Below are 15,501 nucleotides of genomic sequence, written 5' to 3'. Positions count from 1 at the left end.
CCCAATCGTCGGGCTATGGCGCAGCCTGGTAGCGCGTCCGTCTGGGGGACGGAAGGTCGCAGGTTCGAGTCCTGCTAGCCCGACCATTCTCAAATCGCCCGCCCAAGCCACGGGGCGGGTTTTTTCATGAGAGGCAAGCGGCGATGAAAACCGGGGTTTTGTCAGACCGTCAGATCAAAGAGATGATCACGTCCGGTGCGATCTCTGCCGCCGCCCCCATTTTGAACGACCAAATTCAGCCTGCCTCGCTTGATCTGAGATTGGGGGACACCGCATTTCGCGTTAGAGCTTCCTTCCTTCCCGGCAAGGAGTCATCGGTGCAAGAAAGACTTAACAGTCTGACAATGCATAAAATTCCGCTGACCGGTGGTGCCGTTCTGGAAAAGGGCTGCGTTTATGTCGTGCCACTGATGGAGCAGCTGACACTGCCCCAAGGCATGACGGCCGCCGCAAGCGCCAAAAGCTCGATTGGTCGCATTGACCTGATGACACGCATCATCACCGATCAAGGGATAGAGTTTGATCGCGTGCAGGACGGCTATGACGGCCCGCTCTTTGCTGAGCTTTGCCCACAGAGCTTTTCAGTTGTCGTTCAACCCGGACAATTGCTCACGCAGGTCATTTTCCGCCAGGGCAAAACCATGCTGAGCGATGATGAATTGCGGGCCGTGCATCTGGAAACCCCGATTGTTTCAGGCGATCCGGTTATTTCAGACGGTCTGGGCTTTTCTGTCGATCTGCAGCCCAGCGAAGGCAATCTTGTTGGCTATCGCGCCAAGCGGCACACTGGCGTGCTCGATCTTGCAAAATTGGGTCATTATAACCCTGCTGAGTATTGGGAAGAGGTGCGCACGGAGGATGGACATATCATTCTCGACCCCGGCGCATTCTACATTCTTGTCAGCCGAGAGGCGATTGCCATCCCGCCAAACTATGCCGCCGAAATGGCGCCCTACCTAGCTATGGTCGGTGAGTTTCGAGTACATTATGCAGGGTTCTTTGACCCCGGTTTCGGTTATGACGCAGCAGGTGGAGCAGGCTCGCGCGGCGTGCTTGAAGTGCGCTGTCACGAAGCGCCGTTTGTTTTGGAACATGGTCAGGTCGTTGGCCGGCTGGTTTATGAACGTATGTCTGAAACCCCGGAACAGCTTTATGGCGCTGGTATTTCATCGAATTACCAAGGTCAGGGTCTTAAACTGTCAAAACATTTCAAGTCCTAGAAACGCCCCATGCGGCGCGTCACACGCATCGCCTGTTTGGTGCGTTTCGTGGTCTCAGCGGTGTCCAAAGGCTGCCCTGTCTCAGCAGGTGCCTTGCCCTTGTTCATACGCTTTCCAACCGCATCCATACCTGCGTTCATGCCAGAGCGAAGCACCCGGCGCATGACCATGCGAACAACCATATTGATGATCTGATTGGCGTTCATTGCGCCCTCCTCATCTGCCTCATGGGTCTACATATAACATGAAATCATGCAATTTTCAGGGCGAAGACAAGAAATTCACACTTGCGGCGCGTCTGCGTCAGTCCTCGAAAAGCTCGCTTTGGCCTTCTTCAACCGCTTCTTCGATATCCACATCGCCCTCACCCACCTGCGGCATGTGTTCCGGCGGCAAACGATTCTCCAAAAGACCCGCGGCGCGCAGCTCTTTCAGACCTGGCAGGTCACGGGCACTTTCCAATCCGAAATGATCAAGAAATGTCGGCGTAACTACAAACGTCACCGGGCGGCCCGGGGTCATCTTGCGACGGCCAAAGCGGATCCATTCCATCTCAAGCAACTGGTCGACCGTACCACGGCTGATGCTAACACCTCTGATTTCCTCAATCTCAGCGCGCGTCACGGGTTGATGATAGGCAATAATGGCCAAAGTTTCGATCGCCGCGCGGCTGAGCTTACGGGTTTCTGTGGTTTCCTTTTGCATCAGAAAAGCCAGGTCCGACGCGGTGCGCAAGGCCCAGGCATCCCCGACTTTCACCAAATGCACGCCACGTCCTTCATACCGTTTACGAAGATGCACCAGCGCCTCGGCCGCGTCACAGCCATGCGGCATGCGCGATTCAAGCTCCCGCACAGTCACAGGCTCGGCGGAGGCAAACAAAATAGCTTCGCACATGCGCTCCTGCTCGGCCATTGGCGGGGCTTCGAACAGGCTTTCTTCTTGATCTTCAATCTCTTCTGCCATGCCCTTAATCCCTTCGCCGCAGCTCGAGCGGCGCGTACACTTCGGCTTGCCGCAACTCGACCTTGCCCTCTTTAGCAAGCTCAAGCGCCGCCGCAAAGGTCGACGCGGTGGCAGAGCGACGGCGTGTCGGGTCGGTGACAAACCCGTCGGGCAGATAGCTGGCAATATCGGTCCAGGTCCCGGCAAAGCCGATCAAACCGCGCATCCGGTCAAGCGCCTGTTCCAGCGTGAAAACCGCTTCCCTGTCAAAGGCATAGGGGCGAAATTCATCCTTGGTGCGGATGCGGGCGTAACCTTGCATCAAATCCAGAAGCGTCGCGGTGTATTGCACCTTGCGCACCCGCGTGACGGTTTCGGGGATGCCGCGGGCAAAGAATTCCCGCCCCAACCGATCGCGCGCCATCAGCTTGGCGGCGGCGTCGCGCATCGCTTGCAGACGTTCCAGTTGAAAGGCCAGATGCGCGGCAAGCTCCTCGCCCGAAGGCCCCTCTTCGGTCGGGTCAGGCGGGAGCAGAAGGCGGGACTTCAGAAACGCCAGCCAGGCCGCCATCACAAGATAGTCCGCCGCCAATTCAAGCCGAAGCGCCTTGGCGCGCTCGACAAAGGCCAGGTATTGTTGTGCCAGTTCCAGGATCGAGATTTTGCGCAGATCCACCTTCTGTGTGCGCCCCAGCGTCAGCAACAAATCAAGCGGGCCTTCAAACCCGTCCACATCGACAATCAGCGCCTCGGCGACCATACGGTCGGCGACACTCTCCGGTCTTCCAAAATCGTCAAAATCGTCGTCTGACATCCGTGCCTTTAGCCTTTCAGCAGTTGGGCCAGCTTTGCCTCCAGCGCGGGAATGTCAACCTCATTAGGGGTCTGACGTGCCGCAAGTGCACGTTCTGCGCGGGTGAGCGCCGTGCCACTTAACGTGCCGGACGCATCCGCCACCTCCCGTGCCTCCTCAAGGTCGCCGTTGCAATGCAATACCACGTCACACCCTGCCGCAATGGCCTGCGCACTGAGGTCGTGGATGTTTCCGCTCAGCGCCTTCATGGAGATGTCATCGGTCATGATCAATCCGTCAAAGCCGATACGCTCTCGGATCATGCGCATAACCGGCGGTGAAAGTGTCGCGGCCGCCGCGTCACATGCCGAATAGACCAGATGCGCCGTCATGCCCATGGGCAACGTATTCAACGCGCGAAACGGGGCGAAATCAGTCTCGTCCAAGTCGTCCAAAGCCGCATCGACTTGCGGCAGATCGAAATGGCTATCGACCGTCGCGCGACCATGGCCTGGCATGTGTTTGACCACTGGCAATACGCCACCGTCCAGCAAACCCTGCGCCACCGCATGGCCAACAGCCGCAACCGAATGGGGATTTTCCCGTAACATCTGTTCCTTAGAAAGGGATGCGTGTCAGGCCCTGCAACATCCACAAGCGGCGCGCAATTGGCATCAATACCGAGATCATAAAGCTCATGCGCGATGATGCGATAGCGGGCATACATCGCCTCTTCGGCCCTTTCCCCTGCCAGCTGCACCTGCTCCAGCGGAGGGAGCCAGTCACGCCAGATGGGACCGGTCAGGCGCTGTACCCGCCCACCTTCCTGATCAATCAGGATCGGGGCGTTGTGACCCGCCGCCTCTCTGAGGTCCGAACACAGCGCGCGCAATTGATCGGGCGTTTCGACATTTCGCGCAAATAGGATGTATCCAAAAGGACGCGTCTTGCGAAAGAACGCGCGTTCTTCCTCAGTGAGTTCAGTTGCGCCGACCCCTAGGATGCACGCGCCAAATGCGCTCAACGCGTCACCACGGGGATACACTCGGCGTTTTCCGCGACCAAAGCCGAACAGAAGCGGCGCGCATCATTCAAGTCTGCAAATCCCATGGCGCGCAGGCGGTAAAAGGTGCGGCCGCCACTTTGGGCGCGCTGGATAACCTGTTGTTTGTCGCCAAGATATTCTGAGAACTGACCCGAGAGCCGCGTCCATTCCTGTGCCGCCACCTCAGCGCTTTCATAAGCGCCCAACTGTGCCAAACGCGTGCCCGCTGGAATGGCAGAGGCCTCCACCAAAGCCGATGTCGAATTTGCTGAGGCCGTCGCAACGCTCGCCGCAACGGCTTCGGCAACCGAGTCGGTCGACGCGGCAACGCGTGTCGGGCGCAGTTGCGGACGCAAGGAACGGCCCAACCCTCCGGTAACAGGCGTTTCTTCTGCCGTCTCTTCTGCCGTCTCTTCTGTGGCGGTCACTGTTTCGGTCTGCGGTAACGCTTCAACTTCGGGGGCTGGTTGCAATTCACCCAAGGGTTCAACACCTTGCGCCAAACGGTCAACCAACTCCAATGCTGCGACCTCGGTGTCCGCTTCATTTTGCGCCACAGGCTCTGAGATTGTTGTTTCTTCCTGCGCGGCTGCGGCTTGCTCGGCGACTTCGTTGGCAACCGTCGCAACCTGCGGTGTGTCCTCAAGACTGAGTTCCAATGGTTCGGGCGCCAACACAAGCCGGTCTGCCGGATCCGCCGCTGTTCCAACGGCGGCAACATCATTGACGGCCAGACCCTGATGCTGGAATTCTGTGCCACCGGGATCTTGCGGTTGTACCCGCAACGGCCCTTCGGCGGCTTTGATTACCGGAACGCCACTGACGTCGCGGACCAAAAGCTTGTAGCCCCAAACACCAATGCCCACCACCAGCGCCAGCGATATCGCGGCCCCGGCAAAATTAGCAATCGTTTGTAAGTTGAATTGCCGCTCAGACACAGCCCCCGGCTGCACTGTCATCTGTGCCATGTTTCGCCTCTTTGTCTCTCCGGCGATACTTGGCCGCCGGTTGTTCACTGCTCTCCCCGGCGATATTTTTGATGATGTCAGCGCATCTCGTCTGCCGGAGTTACCCCTAGAATACCAAGACCAGCAGAAATAACAACGGCTACGGCCCGTGCGAGGGCAATTTTTGCCTGCGATGCAGCGGGATCATCCGCGTCCAGGAACCGCAATTCAGGTTTGTCGTTGCCCCGGTTCCACAGCGCGTGCAATTCACTGGCCAGATCATAGAGGTAAAACGCCACCCGGTGCGGCTCGTTCGTGCGCCCGGCGATTTCGACCAGACGTGGCCATTCCGCGATCTTCTTGGCGACTGAGAGCTGCGCCTCATCCGTCAACTGTGAGAGATCCGCCGCACCAAGATCAGCATCGTCAACGGCCATGCCAGCCTCAACCGCCTTGCGCAGAACCGATTTCACCCGCGCATGGGCATATTGCACATAAAAAACAGGGTTTTCCTTGGATTGCTCCAGCACTTTGTCAAAGTCAAAATCCAAAGGCGCATCGTTCTTGCGGGTCAGCATGACAAAGCGTGTCACGTCCGAGCCCACCTGATCGACCACATCGCGCAGGGTGACAAAGGTCCCTGCCCGTTTGGACATCTTGAATGGCTCACCGTCTTTATAAAGCTTCACCAATTGCGTCAGCTTGATATCGAGCGGCACCTTGCCATCACTGAGCGCAGACACCGCCGCCTTCATCCGTTTGACATAGCCGCCGTGATCCGCGCCAAAGACATCAATCAGCGCATCAAAACCGCGCGTGACCTTGTCATAGTGATAGGCAATATCCGGCGCAAAATAGGTCCAGCTGCCGTCCGATTTCTTCACCGGACGGTCCACATCGTCGCCATGTTCCGTCGATTTGAACAGGGTTTGCTCACGCGGCTCCCAATCCTCGGGCTTTTTGCCCTTGGGCGGTTCCAGCACGCCCTCGTAGATCAGGCCCTTGGATTGCAGCGCCTCCAGTGCCTGTTCGATCCGGCCCGTGCCATAGAGGGATTTCTCACTGAAAAACACATCCATCTGAACCCCAAGCGCCTTCAGGTCGGCACGAATGAGATCCATCATCGCCTCAGTGGCATAGTCGCGCACCTCAACCAGCCAGATCTCTTCGGGCTGATCGACATACGCATCGCCAACCTTGTCTTTCAGAGCAGCCCCGACCGGGATCAGGTAATCACCGGGATAGGTGCCGTCTTCAAACGCCACCTCCTGACCATGTGCCTCTAGGTAACGCAGGTAAACAGAGCGCGCCAATACATCGACCTGCGCGCCGCCATCGTTGATGTAGTATTCGCGCGTGACGTCGTAGCCCACGAAATCCAAGAGACTGGCCAATGCATCACCAAAAACAGCGCCGCGCGTGTGACCCACATGCAAAGGCCCGGTTGGGTTGGCCGAGACATATTCGACATTCACCTTTTTCCCGGCGCCGGTGTCAGAGCGGCCAAAGTCAGCACCCGCCGCCAAAGCCGCCTGAACCACAGAATGCCAAAGCGACGGCGCAAGGCACAGGTTCAAGAACCCCGGTCCGGCCACCTCGGCACTTAGAATAGTCCCATAGGCACTCAGATGCCCCGCCAACTTCTCAGCAATGTCGCGTGGTTTCAGACCAGCCGGTTTCGCCAGAACCATGGCCGCATTGGTCGCCATATCACCATGAGCGGCATCGCGCGGCGGCTCAACCGTCACATTCGACAGATCAAGACCAACGGGCAGCTCCCCCGCCTCTTGCATAGCCTCAAGGGCTGCCAGCACGGCCTGCCTGATTTCGGTGAACACATTCATCCGGGCGATCCTTCCTTTGTCGGGCGTCGGTTTAGCACCCCCGTGGCGCGCGTCAATCGCGATACGCGGCGTGGTTTACTTTGCCGCCACGTCCTCACGACCGGGTCCAAACCAGATCAGTTCCGTGTCCGGGTCTGGCTCCCATTCCGCATCAGCAGAGAGCAGAGCAAAGGCGCCGTCCTCTTTGTAGTGCGCCAAGGCAATACCTTCGGGATTTTGCTCTGCCCAATCTGATTTGGTGAATTCATCCGTAAGCCGCGTCACACGCACCTCCCAGCCTTTCGCCATTTTGCTGGCGATTTCCAGATAGGTGAGTTTGCCAACAAAACTCTGACCTCCCAATCCGGGGGCAGCACCAGACGTTTGCTATCTGATTTCAACCGTCCGAGCTGAAACACGTTTTCGCGCCCGAATTCCGGCGCAAGATCCGTCGCAACCAAAGTGTTGTACGCGTCATTGTCACTCACCGCGACGACACGGCCATAAGACATGATCTCAACGCTATGTTCCGCCGCTTCCGAGAGCACATCACCATAAAACACATGCAGACCCGCATCGCGTGCGCTGCGCAGGCGCGCGCGGTTGGTGTCGGTGATCAGAACTGGGACATTCACACTCAGCAAAGCCTGTGCGAAGGATGTCGCGAATTGCGAGCCGCCCGCGATAATCACACCTGGCGTGCCTTTGCCAGCTAGCCCCATGGCCCTCGCCAAAGGAGCCAGGAAAAAGCCATTCAGCACCACGGTCACTGCCACAAGGGCGAAGGCAAAGGGCGTGAGAAAAGCCGCGTCTTCAACTCCATTGGCTACCAGCCTTTCCCCAAAAAGCCCCGCAACAGCGACAAGCACCACGCCTCTTGGCCCTGCAAGGCCGACAAGCAGGCGTTCCTTGAAGGGAATATTGGTTCCTAAAAGCGACAGAAGAACAGTGGCCGGGCGCACCAGCAGGACAACCACAGCCACCAGGACCGCAGCCTGCCAGTTCAGGCGTCCAAGGGTTTCAAAATCCATATTGGCGGCAAGCAGGATGAACACGCCCGAGACCAACAGAATGGTTGCATGTTCCTTGAACCGACGCAGTTCGGTGTAGCTCGGCAAGTTGGCATTGGCCATGACAATCCCCATGACGGTGACGGTCAGCAGCCCACTTTCGTGCAGCATGTAGTCCGTGACCGCGAAAGCGGCGAGCAGGACGGCAAAGAGCACCGGGACTTTCATATATTCCGGAACGTAAGCCCGGCGAAATGCTTCTGAAAGACCCCAACCTGCACCATATCCCACGGCGCAAGCGATTGTAATACCGCGAATAATTTCCCAGGCTGCGTGGCCAAGGCTGCCTGCGGCGGCGGTGACGACTACAACCTCAAAGGCCAGAACAGCCGCCAATGCGCCAATAGGATCATTGACGATGGCTTCCCACTGCATGAGCTGTGCAGGACGGCGATTAAGACGCGCCTGCCGCAAAAGCGGCGCAATGACAGTTGGCCCGGTGACAATCATGATCCCGCCAAAAACCGCGGCGCTTTCCCAACTCAGGCCGCCGACATAGTGCAAGGCCAAAGCCGAGCCGATCCACCCCAAAGGTGCGCCGACAACCACCAGCCGTTTTACCCCCTGCTCTGCCCCTCGCAGGCTATGAAAATCGAGCGTTAACCCGCCTTCAAATAGAATAATGGCCACCGCAATGGAGATCATCGGCCCCATCAGGACGCCAATGTCCCTTTCGGGATCAAAAATTCCAAACACAGGTCCAGCCAACAGGCCAGCAACCAACATCAGAACAATCGCAGGCATCCTGAGCCGCCAGGCCACCCATTGCGCACCAACGCCCAGCGCGCCGACAAGCGCAAAGGCCATGACCGGGTCCAAACCGCCATCTGCAGGTGTTGCTGCCATCCTTACACTCCTTCTCGCGCCACTGCGCTGTCGTCTCCGCCCAAGAGCCGTTTGTGGCTTTCTAGCGCATAGCGATCTGTCATTCCCGCGATGTAGTCGCTGACCAACCGCGCCAATTCGATTTCAGTTTTCGCTTGAGCCACATCATTTTGCCAGCGCTTGGGCAGAAATTCGGGTTTGGACATGTAAAACGGAAACAGCTCTTCGACCACGCGCGTGACGCGCTGGCGCATCTCGGTAACTTTAGGAGCGCGGTACATATGCTTGAAAAGGAATGACTTTATTGTCTTCATATCCGCCGCCACCTGATCAGAAAAGAAGATCGCAGGTTGACCCAAATGGCGGATATCGTCCGTCGTCTTTACACCGGTTTCCTGTAGCTTTGATCGAGACGTCTCGATCACATCGGCAACCATCTCACCAAACACGCGCCGCAAGGCCTCATGACGGCGGCGATATGCATCCAGCCCTGGATACCTCTGATCCACAGTGTCAAAGCACGGACCAACCATAGGTAAATCGCGGATATCATCCTCGGTGAAAAGCCTGGCACGCAACCCGTCATGCAGATCATGGTTGTTATAGGCAATATCGTCGGCCAAAGCCGCCACCTGAGCCTCGGCACTGGCAAAGCTGTGCAACTCAAGATCATGCAGCGTGTTGTAATCGGCCAGCGCATAAGGCAACTCACCGGTCACCGGGCCGTTGTGCTTGGCAATCCCTTCCAGCGTGTCCCAGGTCAGGTTCAGCCCATCAAACTCGGCATAGTGCCGCTCCAGTGAGGTGACGATGCGAATGGCCTGAGCATTGTGATCAAACCCGCCATAGAGGGCCATCAATGCGTTGAGCGCGTCTTCTCCGGTATGCCCAAATGGCGTGTGACCCAGATCATGCGCCAGCGCGACGGCCTCGGTCAGTTCCACATTCAACCCCAAAGCGCCCGAAATCGTCCGCGCCACCTGCGCAACCTCAATAGAATGGGTCAGACGCGTGCGAAAATAGTCGCCTTCATGCTCCACAAAAACCTGTGTCTTGTGCTTGAGACGGCGAAAGGCGCTGGAATGGATGATGCGGTCGCGGTCCCGCTGAAAACACGAGCGAAACGCGCTTTCCTCCTCGGCCACAAGCCGGGGCCGCGCGCGGTCTGGATCCGACGCATAGGGCTTTGTCATGTTTTTACTCGCCTGCCCTGTCTTGTGGCACTGTCCCATGCCTCATATATTGCATTGGAAAGCTGAACGAAACCACATGGAACCACCTGCGATGCAACTGCCTCCAACTGTGACGGAACGCGCATTTGAACGTCTGGCCGAAATCGGCGCTGGCGATCAGGGACAGGCCCTTCGGGTCGCCGTAGAAGGCGGCGGATGCTCGGGCTTTCAGTATGACATCAAGCTTGATGCCCCTGCCGAGGATGATCTTGTTCTGGAGGGCAAAGGCGAAAAGGTCGTTGTGGACAGCGTCTCGCTGCCCTTTTTGACCGGGGCGACCATTGATTTCACCGAGGAACTGATCGGCGCGCGCTTTACGATTGACAATCCGAACGCCACAAGCGCCTGCGGCTGTGGGACGTCCTTTTCTATGTGAGGTTACGTTGCGGATAAAGGCTATTCCGCCGGAACCAGCTTTTCGCCGTGAACGGGGCGCATCCGTTCCCAAATCAACCATCCACCGGCCAGGATAATGATGAACGCACCCAGAAAAGTATGCGTCGAAGGCGTTTCGGCAAAGACTGCCCAGCCGATGACAACCATCCAGATGAACTGCAGATTCATCAGCGGTGTTACCACGAAGGCGGGCAAAATCCGCAACGCCGCAACCAGCACCCAACGCGCGCCAAAGAGCAGCACCGCGTAAAGCGCAGCAAGGCCAAGATCGAGGCCGCTCATGGGGACAAAAACAAAGGGCAAGGCCAGCCCCATCACCACCATCAGCGCCAGATTGGGGTAAAAGACCTGGGCAAGCAGGTTGCCATCGCGCTGTCCGATATAGCGCGACGCAACCATCGAGACAGAGCCCAGCAGCACTGCGGAAAAGGCCACAAGATGACCAAAGCCGATACCCTGCAACCCGGCCGGAAAGAGACACGCGACGCCAATAGTCCCTAACCCGAGCGCGACCCAGGTTTGACCGCGCACCGGCTCTCCTAAAACTGGACCCGAGAGGATAGCGGTTATCAGTGGGATAAGCGCGATGAAGAGAAACACATCTGCAAAGGGCAGCAGGCGGAAGGCGTGGAAAAACGCCAGCGTTCCCAGTACTGTCGCCACAACCCGAATGGTCATGGCCCAAGGGCAGAGTGTTGTCATCGGGCGCCTGTGCCCGCTTGGGTCGCGGTTGGCCAACAGGCTGAAAAGAGCGACCAGACCGCCCGAAATGGCAAAAAGCTGTGGTGCGGAGTAAGACTGTGCAAAGCCCTTGGTGATCGCGTCCGCGCCGGTGATCAATAAAGTGTAGAGCGCGGTGAGCGCAACGCCGGAGAGTACAAGAGCGGAGGCACGTTGGCGCATTATCCCATCGCTCCTGGGGCGCTTGATCTCGCGAAGCCCTGGAAGAAAGACTGGAAGTCCACGGCTTGTTCTGCGGTATCGATCACTTCCCTCGCCATATCCGAAAGCGATCCGTCCAGCAAGCGACGCATGACCGACCAGTCCGGATGGCGTGGCTCGTCCAGCGTATACATTTGCTCGGACAGCTCGCGGAGTGGTGCAACCTCATGCCGAGGGGCAGTAAAACTGATTGGACCGTCGGGGATCTGAGCGCCAAATCCGCCTTGCCCGGACAGGGCAAGGTGCCAATTCAGCATGAAATACGGATGATAGGCGTCTGAACGCCAGCCAATGTCGTCTTCGCGGATCGCAAAGTAGCGGGTTTGCTCGGCCAGCCATCCATCCCAGCTTTGCGGCGGCGTGACCCCGGCAAAGCGCAGGGCGATGCAAATCTCTGCCAGCAGATCGATGTTCAGCTCAAGATAGGCCAAAGTACCTGCGAAGGTCAGACTTTGGATCGACTTTTCATCAAGGTAGGGATCCTTCAGGCCGTAGTCGGACAGGTAGAACACGATGTGCGTCAGCTCATAAGCGGCCTTCTTATTGGGTATCGCAAACGTTTCCGACCGTGTCGTGAAATCGCGCAACCGGTCATCCAGTCCCGGGTCGCGGGACACGGGATCCACCCCGCGGCGCAGGCACAAACGCCGAGCTTCAGCACGCTGCAAGTCTGACAGTTCAGCCCCCACAAACCCTTGTTTAGAAACCCATTCCACTGCGGCTTCCGCACGGTTTCCGGACATGCCAAGATCCTCAAGGTCAAGGCACATCGACAGCAGAAAACGGTAATACTGCGGGAAAAAGCTGAGGCGCTTTTCGATGGAGGTGTAGAAGTTGTCGAAGGGAGCAAGTGAAGCCAGCGGCAACTCAAATCCGCAGCTTTGGAAGATGTTGAGCAGCTCGGCGTTTTCCTTGAGCCAGAACACATCCTGTTCCGGACGACGTTGAGACACGAACCGCTCCAGCAAAGCCGCCTGACGCAGCTCAGCTGTGGATTGGCGGAACGGAAAATCGAAGTGAACGACGGATCCCATGAATGATACCTTCCTTTACAACCAGATTCCGTTCCGCTGAGCCATTTACAGGCTCGAAGTGAAGGCGTGTACAGCGTCGCCCTCAGCCGCCTCGGAGGCGCGGACAGGGCCGAGGCTTGACGTGAAAAGCTCAACTGCGTCGCCTTCTGTTGTCTCAGACGCCCGGACTGGACCAAGGCTGGAGGTGAAAAGTTCCACCGCATCGCCGTCCATATCTGAGGAAGTCACGGGCGTGAGCGACGATGTGAACGCCTCAGTGCCCTGCCCCATATGTGCGTCGGCTGCTGTCACAGGCCCCAGCGACGAGGTGAACGCCTCAACTGCGGACCCGTCGAACATGTCGGCGCTTGTGTCTTCTGTGGTGTTGTACGAAATATTTTCTTTACGAAGTGCTACCATAATTTTTCTCCTTTTTTCGGCAGTGCCGGTGAGTGCCCAAATCGTTGCACGGCAATCGGGTCGCAACAACACAAAAACAACTTTAGGTTGTTATCCACATAGCCAACGACCCTGTGGATGAATGGGGCGGACCATTGGCGGTCAGATACTTGCGGCTCCAAATTTCCGGCAGAAATTAATTTTATCCACACGCGTAATTTTGCATGTTTTGCCCTCTAGACGCCGCGGGACGCAGCGAATCAACCTAAAGGCGATTGATAAATAAAGGTCACTCTGCGCGCTGGTCTTGCCAGAGCGCGCTGACTGAGCGATAGACGCAGTCAAAAGGGAGGCTACATGAAAGTTGCCAGCTTCAACATCAACGGCATAAAAGCACGGCTCCCTGCCCTGCTTGACTGGCTCAAAGAAGCCGAACCAGACGTTGCGATTCTGCAAGAAATCAAATCCGTTGACGAAGGATTTCCACGCGATCCGATTGAAGAGCTTGGCTATCAGGTCGAAACCCACGGGCAGAAAAGCTTTAACGGAGTCGCGCTTCTGTCAAAGCTGCCACTTGAGGATGTACGTCGTGGATTGCCCGGCGATGACGGCGACGAACAGGCGCGCTGGATCGAGGCGACTGTTGTGGGGGAGAACAAAGCCCTGCGGATTTGCGGGCTTTACCTTCCCAACGGCAATCCGGCACCGGGGCCGAAATATGACTACAAACTTGCCTGGATGGCGCGCCAGAAGGCCCGCGCCAAAGAACTACTGGATCAAGAAGAACCGTTCTTGATGGCAGGCGACTACAATGTGATCCCGCAGGATGAGGATGCCAAACGCCCGGAAGCTTGGACCACGGATGCGCTTGCCCTGCCCCAAAGCCGGGATGCTTTCCGCGACCTTGTGAACCTTGGGTTCACCGAAGCGTTTCGGGCGTGTAACACCGCGCCGGGGCATTACACCTTCTGGGACTATCAGGCCGGAGCCTGGAACCGTGATGACGGAATTCGGATTGACCACTTTCTGCTCAGCCCTGAAGCCGCCGACATGATGCAGGATTGCGGCATCGACAAAGGCGTTCGCGGGCGCGAAAAACCCTCAGATCACGTGCCGATCTGGGTAGAGTTTGCGCTTTGAATGGCGATCAATTGCTTTGGTGCTTTGGTTGAAAACACATGTGCGGATGTCTTGGTACAAGACGGAAAGATGACGAGGTGCAATGCCTCCGCTGGCTGCTCTACCAGCAAGCTTCACATTCCAATAATTCCAAACGCATAAATTCCGGATGTCAGAAAAACAATTCCAGAGACATAGTCTGTCATTTTGCGCGGTTGTTTTTTGGGGGTCATGGTCCAGTCAGACCATTTGTTGTGATTTTCTTCTTGGTCGACAGTGTCCCAGTAGTTCATAGCAGCCTCTCTCGGTGCCCCCACCAAGGCTCACCAAACACCTCAGAAATATGTCAAAAATGAGGCAAGTGAGGCAGAAATTAGGTCTATGCCCCAAGCATTTACATGCATTCTGCGCGCTCAGGCATCAATCACCTCCTGAGTCTCACATTGTCTACAATCTTGAATAAATGCAGAGGTCAACCTTCACACATAAAAATCAGGCTTACTGCCGACGAAGATAATTCTCACTGCGTCACATCGTGACCATAGATCCAGTCAAACTGGCCAATCATACGGCCCGGGGCGACAAGACCACCAAGTTTCAGCCCTGCATGCGCCATGCCCCGCAACGGTCGAAACGACAAATGATACTTCCACGCATTCTTGCTGGCAGCCAAAACGATGCGAGCGGTCCGGTCTTTGCGCAGGTCCTGATATCGGGCCAGTGCTGACGAGATATCGGAGCCTTTGCTAAGGCATTTACCAAGTGTCCAGGCGTCCTCCAGTGCCATGTTCGCCCCTTGCGCTAAAAATGGCAGCGTTGGATGAGCCGCGTCGCCCAGCAAAGCCACATTCCCCGCCTGCCAGCTTGGCGCAACGGGATGCCGGAACAACCCCCAAAGATTGACCTGATCCACACGCCTCAAAAGCGCCTGAACATCCGGCCCAAAATCCGCAAAGACAGCCCGCATCGCGTCGGGATCATCCTGCTGGCTCCAGCTTTCAGCCACCCATTGCGTGCGCTCTTCCACCGCTACAATGTTGCGCAGCCTGCCCTGTCGGAGTGGATAGGTCACAATGTGGCGGCGCGGCCCCATGTAGAGGTCAACCATATGCGCGGCCTCGGTTTCCGGGACGACCGCACGCCAGGCCACTTGCTGCGTGAAAAACGGTGCAACTGTGCCATTGAGCGCCGCGCGGGCAACTGAATGCAAGCCGTCCGCGCCAATGACCAGGTCTGCGCTATGGGTGTGCCCATCGCGGTTCGTGACTGTTGGCGTTGTTCCAGGTGCAACATCCGTGACGTGAGCTCCAGTGCTGACCTCCACACCGCTTTGCACAGCCGCACCAAGCAAGAGATTCAGCAGATCCGCGCGATGCACGAAATAATAGTCACTATGCCCGGAAAGTCCGAGGTCGAGTGTCATCACCAGCTTACCGGAGTAGTCTCGCAATCGAATATGGGTGCCTTGCGGGCTGGTCGCGCGCAGGCGGTCCCCAAGCTCTAGCGCCTTGAGAACGACAAACCCGTTTGGACTAACCTGAATACCAGCGCCCACTTCGGTGATCTCAGGTGCCTGCTCCAATACACGCACAGAGGCCCCCTGCCGGCGCAGCACCAGGGCCGCAGCCATTCCACCAATGCCGGCACCGATCACGACAACGTTGAGACCTGTTAAATCCATATGCCCTTTTGAAAGCAAAAACGCCGGAGCAAAAGCCCCGGCGTCTGAATT

The 15,501-nt window shown here is 57.2% G+C and carries 16 protein-coding genes, 1 tRNA gene and 1 pseudogene; 4 read left to right on the top strand and 14 right to left on the bottom strand.

All coding sequences use genetic code 11. The features are described from left to right. Positions 1 to 9: 9 nt before the first annotated feature. Positions 10 to 86 (top strand) — tRNA-Pro (locus RZS32_RS15645). Between the two features lie 57 nt (positions 87 to 143). Further along, positions 144 to 1,220: a 2'-deoxycytidine 5'-triphosphate deaminase gene (locus RZS32_RS15640; protein ID WP_317054496.1), complete on the top strand. Its 1,077-nt coding sequence runs from the start codon at positions 144 to 146 to the stop codon at positions 1,218 to 1,220. Here the strand turns inward: RZS32_RS15640 and RZS32_RS15635 are convergent. The 9 genes and pseudogenes from RZS32_RS15635 to RZS32_RS15600 form a co-directional block, all read right to left on the bottom strand. Beyond that, positions 1,217 to 1,426 carry a hypothetical protein gene (locus RZS32_RS15635; protein ID WP_317054495.1) on the bottom strand — a complete coding sequence of 70 codons (210 nt, stop codon included), beginning with the start codon at positions 1,424 to 1,426 and terminating at the stop codon, positions 1,217 to 1,219. The genes RZS32_RS15640 and RZS32_RS15635 overlap by 4 nt on opposite strands. Before the next feature lie 97 nt (positions 1,427 to 1,523). Further along, positions 1,524 to 2,186 carry an SMC-Scp complex subunit ScpB gene (gene scpB / locus RZS32_RS15630; RefSeq protein WP_317054494.1) on the bottom strand — a complete coding sequence of 221 codons (663 nt, stop codon included), beginning with the start codon at positions 2,184 to 2,186 and terminating at the stop codon, positions 1,524 to 1,526. Between the two features lie 4 nt (positions 2,187 to 2,190). Further along, on the bottom strand, positions 2,191 to 2,979 hold the full coding sequence (locus tag RZS32_RS15625; protein ID WP_317054493.1) for a segregation and condensation protein A: 789 nt from the start codon (positions 2,977 to 2,979) through the stop codon (positions 2,191 to 2,193). An 8-nt stretch (positions 2,980 to 2,987) separates the two neighbouring features. Continuing rightward, positions 2,988 to 3,982 (bottom strand): annotated as a pseudogene (gene nagZ, locus RZS32_RS15620) (beta-N-acetylhexosaminidase). After that, positions 3,979 to 4,971 carry an SPOR domain-containing protein gene (locus tag RZS32_RS15615; protein ID WP_317054492.1) on the bottom strand — a complete coding sequence of 331 codons (993 nt, stop codon included), beginning with the start codon at positions 4,969 to 4,971 and terminating at the stop codon, positions 3,979 to 3,981. The pseudogene nagZ and the gene RZS32_RS15615 overlap by 4 nt, the downstream one beginning before the upstream one ends. Before the next feature lie 77 nt (positions 4,972 to 5,048). Continuing rightward, complete coding sequence (argS, locus tag RZS32_RS15610) at positions 5,049 to 6,794, bottom strand: arginine--tRNA ligase (RefSeq protein ID WP_317054491.1); 1,746 nt, start codon at positions 6,792 to 6,794, stop codon at positions 5,049 to 5,051. A 75-nt stretch (positions 6,795 to 6,869) separates the two neighbouring features. Then, positions 6,870 to 7,058 (bottom strand): hypothetical protein, encoded by a 189-nt coding sequence (locus tag RZS32_RS19025; RefSeq protein ID WP_422395922.1) that lies wholly within the window; start codon positions 7,056 to 7,058, stop codon positions 6,870 to 6,872. Next, positions 7,055 to 8,689, bottom strand: a complete 1,635-nt coding sequence (locus RZS32_RS15605; RefSeq protein ID WP_422395921.1) for a cation:proton antiporter — start codon at positions 8,687 to 8,689, stop codon at positions 7,055 to 7,057. The genes RZS32_RS19025 and RZS32_RS15605 overlap by 4 nt, the downstream gene beginning before the upstream one ends. A gap of 2 nt (positions 8,690 to 8,691) precedes the next feature. After that, positions 8,692 to 9,861, bottom strand: coding sequence for a deoxyguanosinetriphosphate triphosphohydrolase (locus RZS32_RS15600; RefSeq protein WP_317054489.1), 1,170 nt, complete (start codon positions 9,859 to 9,861; stop codon positions 8,692 to 8,694). 91 nt (positions 9,862 to 9,952) lie between these two features. Between RZS32_RS15600 and RZS32_RS15595 the strand changes: the two genes are divergently transcribed. Continuing rightward, the gene (locus tag RZS32_RS15595; protein ID WP_317057806.1) at positions 9,953 to 10,276 is read left to right on the top strand and encodes a HesB/IscA family protein; all 324 of its coding nucleotides are present in this window, start codon (positions 9,953 to 9,955) and stop codon (positions 10,274 to 10,276) included. Between the two features lie 20 nt (positions 10,277 to 10,296). On the opposite strand, the gene RZS32_RS15590 is transcribed toward RZS32_RS15595, so the two are convergent. Genes RZS32_RS15590 through RZS32_RS15580 form a run of 3 tightly spaced genes read right to left on the bottom strand, consistent with a single transcriptional unit; the run spans position 10,297 to position 12,671 of the window. Next, positions 10,297 to 11,199, bottom strand: coding sequence for a DMT family transporter (locus RZS32_RS15590; RefSeq protein ID WP_317054488.1), 903 nt, complete (start codon positions 11,197 to 11,199; stop codon positions 10,297 to 10,299). Further along, positions 11,199 to 12,272 carry a DUF6902 family protein gene (locus tag RZS32_RS15585; RefSeq protein WP_317054487.1) on the bottom strand — a complete coding sequence of 358 codons (1,074 nt, stop codon included), beginning with the start codon at positions 12,270 to 12,272 and terminating at the stop codon, positions 11,199 to 11,201. The genes RZS32_RS15590 and RZS32_RS15585 overlap by 1 nt, the downstream gene beginning before the upstream one ends. Before the next feature lie 45 nt (positions 12,273 to 12,317). After that, a complete protein-coding gene (locus tag RZS32_RS15580) occupies positions 12,318 to 12,671 on the bottom strand; it encodes a DUF6749 domain-containing protein (protein ID WP_317054486.1) in 354 nt (117 codons plus the stop codon). A 336-nt stretch (positions 12,672 to 13,007) separates the two neighbouring features. Between RZS32_RS15580 and xth the strand changes: the two genes are divergently transcribed. Beyond that, the gene (xth, locus tag RZS32_RS15575; RefSeq protein ID WP_317054485.1) at positions 13,008 to 13,790 is read left to right on the top strand and encodes an exodeoxyribonuclease III; all 783 of its coding nucleotides are present in this window, start codon (positions 13,008 to 13,010) and stop codon (positions 13,788 to 13,790) included. A 113-nt stretch (positions 13,791 to 13,903) separates the two neighbouring features. Here the strand turns inward: xth and RZS32_RS15570 are convergent, their stop codons facing one another. Beyond that, positions 13,904 to 14,062, bottom strand: a complete 159-nt coding sequence (locus tag RZS32_RS15570; RefSeq protein ID WP_317054484.1) for a hypothetical protein — start codon at positions 14,060 to 14,062, stop codon at positions 13,904 to 13,906. Between the two features lie 227 nt (positions 14,063 to 14,289). Further along, positions 14,290 to 15,450 (bottom strand): FAD-dependent monooxygenase, encoded by a 1,161-nt coding sequence (locus RZS32_RS15565; protein WP_317054483.1) that lies wholly within the window; start codon positions 15,448 to 15,450, stop codon positions 14,290 to 14,292. Positions 15,451 to 15,501: the final 51 nt, after the last annotated feature.

It is taken from the genome of Roseovarius sp. W115 (assembly GCF_032842945.2).
GTDB classification, from domain to species: Bacteria; Pseudomonadota; Alphaproteobacteria; order Rhodobacterales; family Rhodobacteraceae; genus Roseovarius; species Roseovarius rhodophyticola.
Note: the sequence above shows the minus strand (reverse complement) of the source record. Positions and strands in the feature narration are given on the sequence as shown.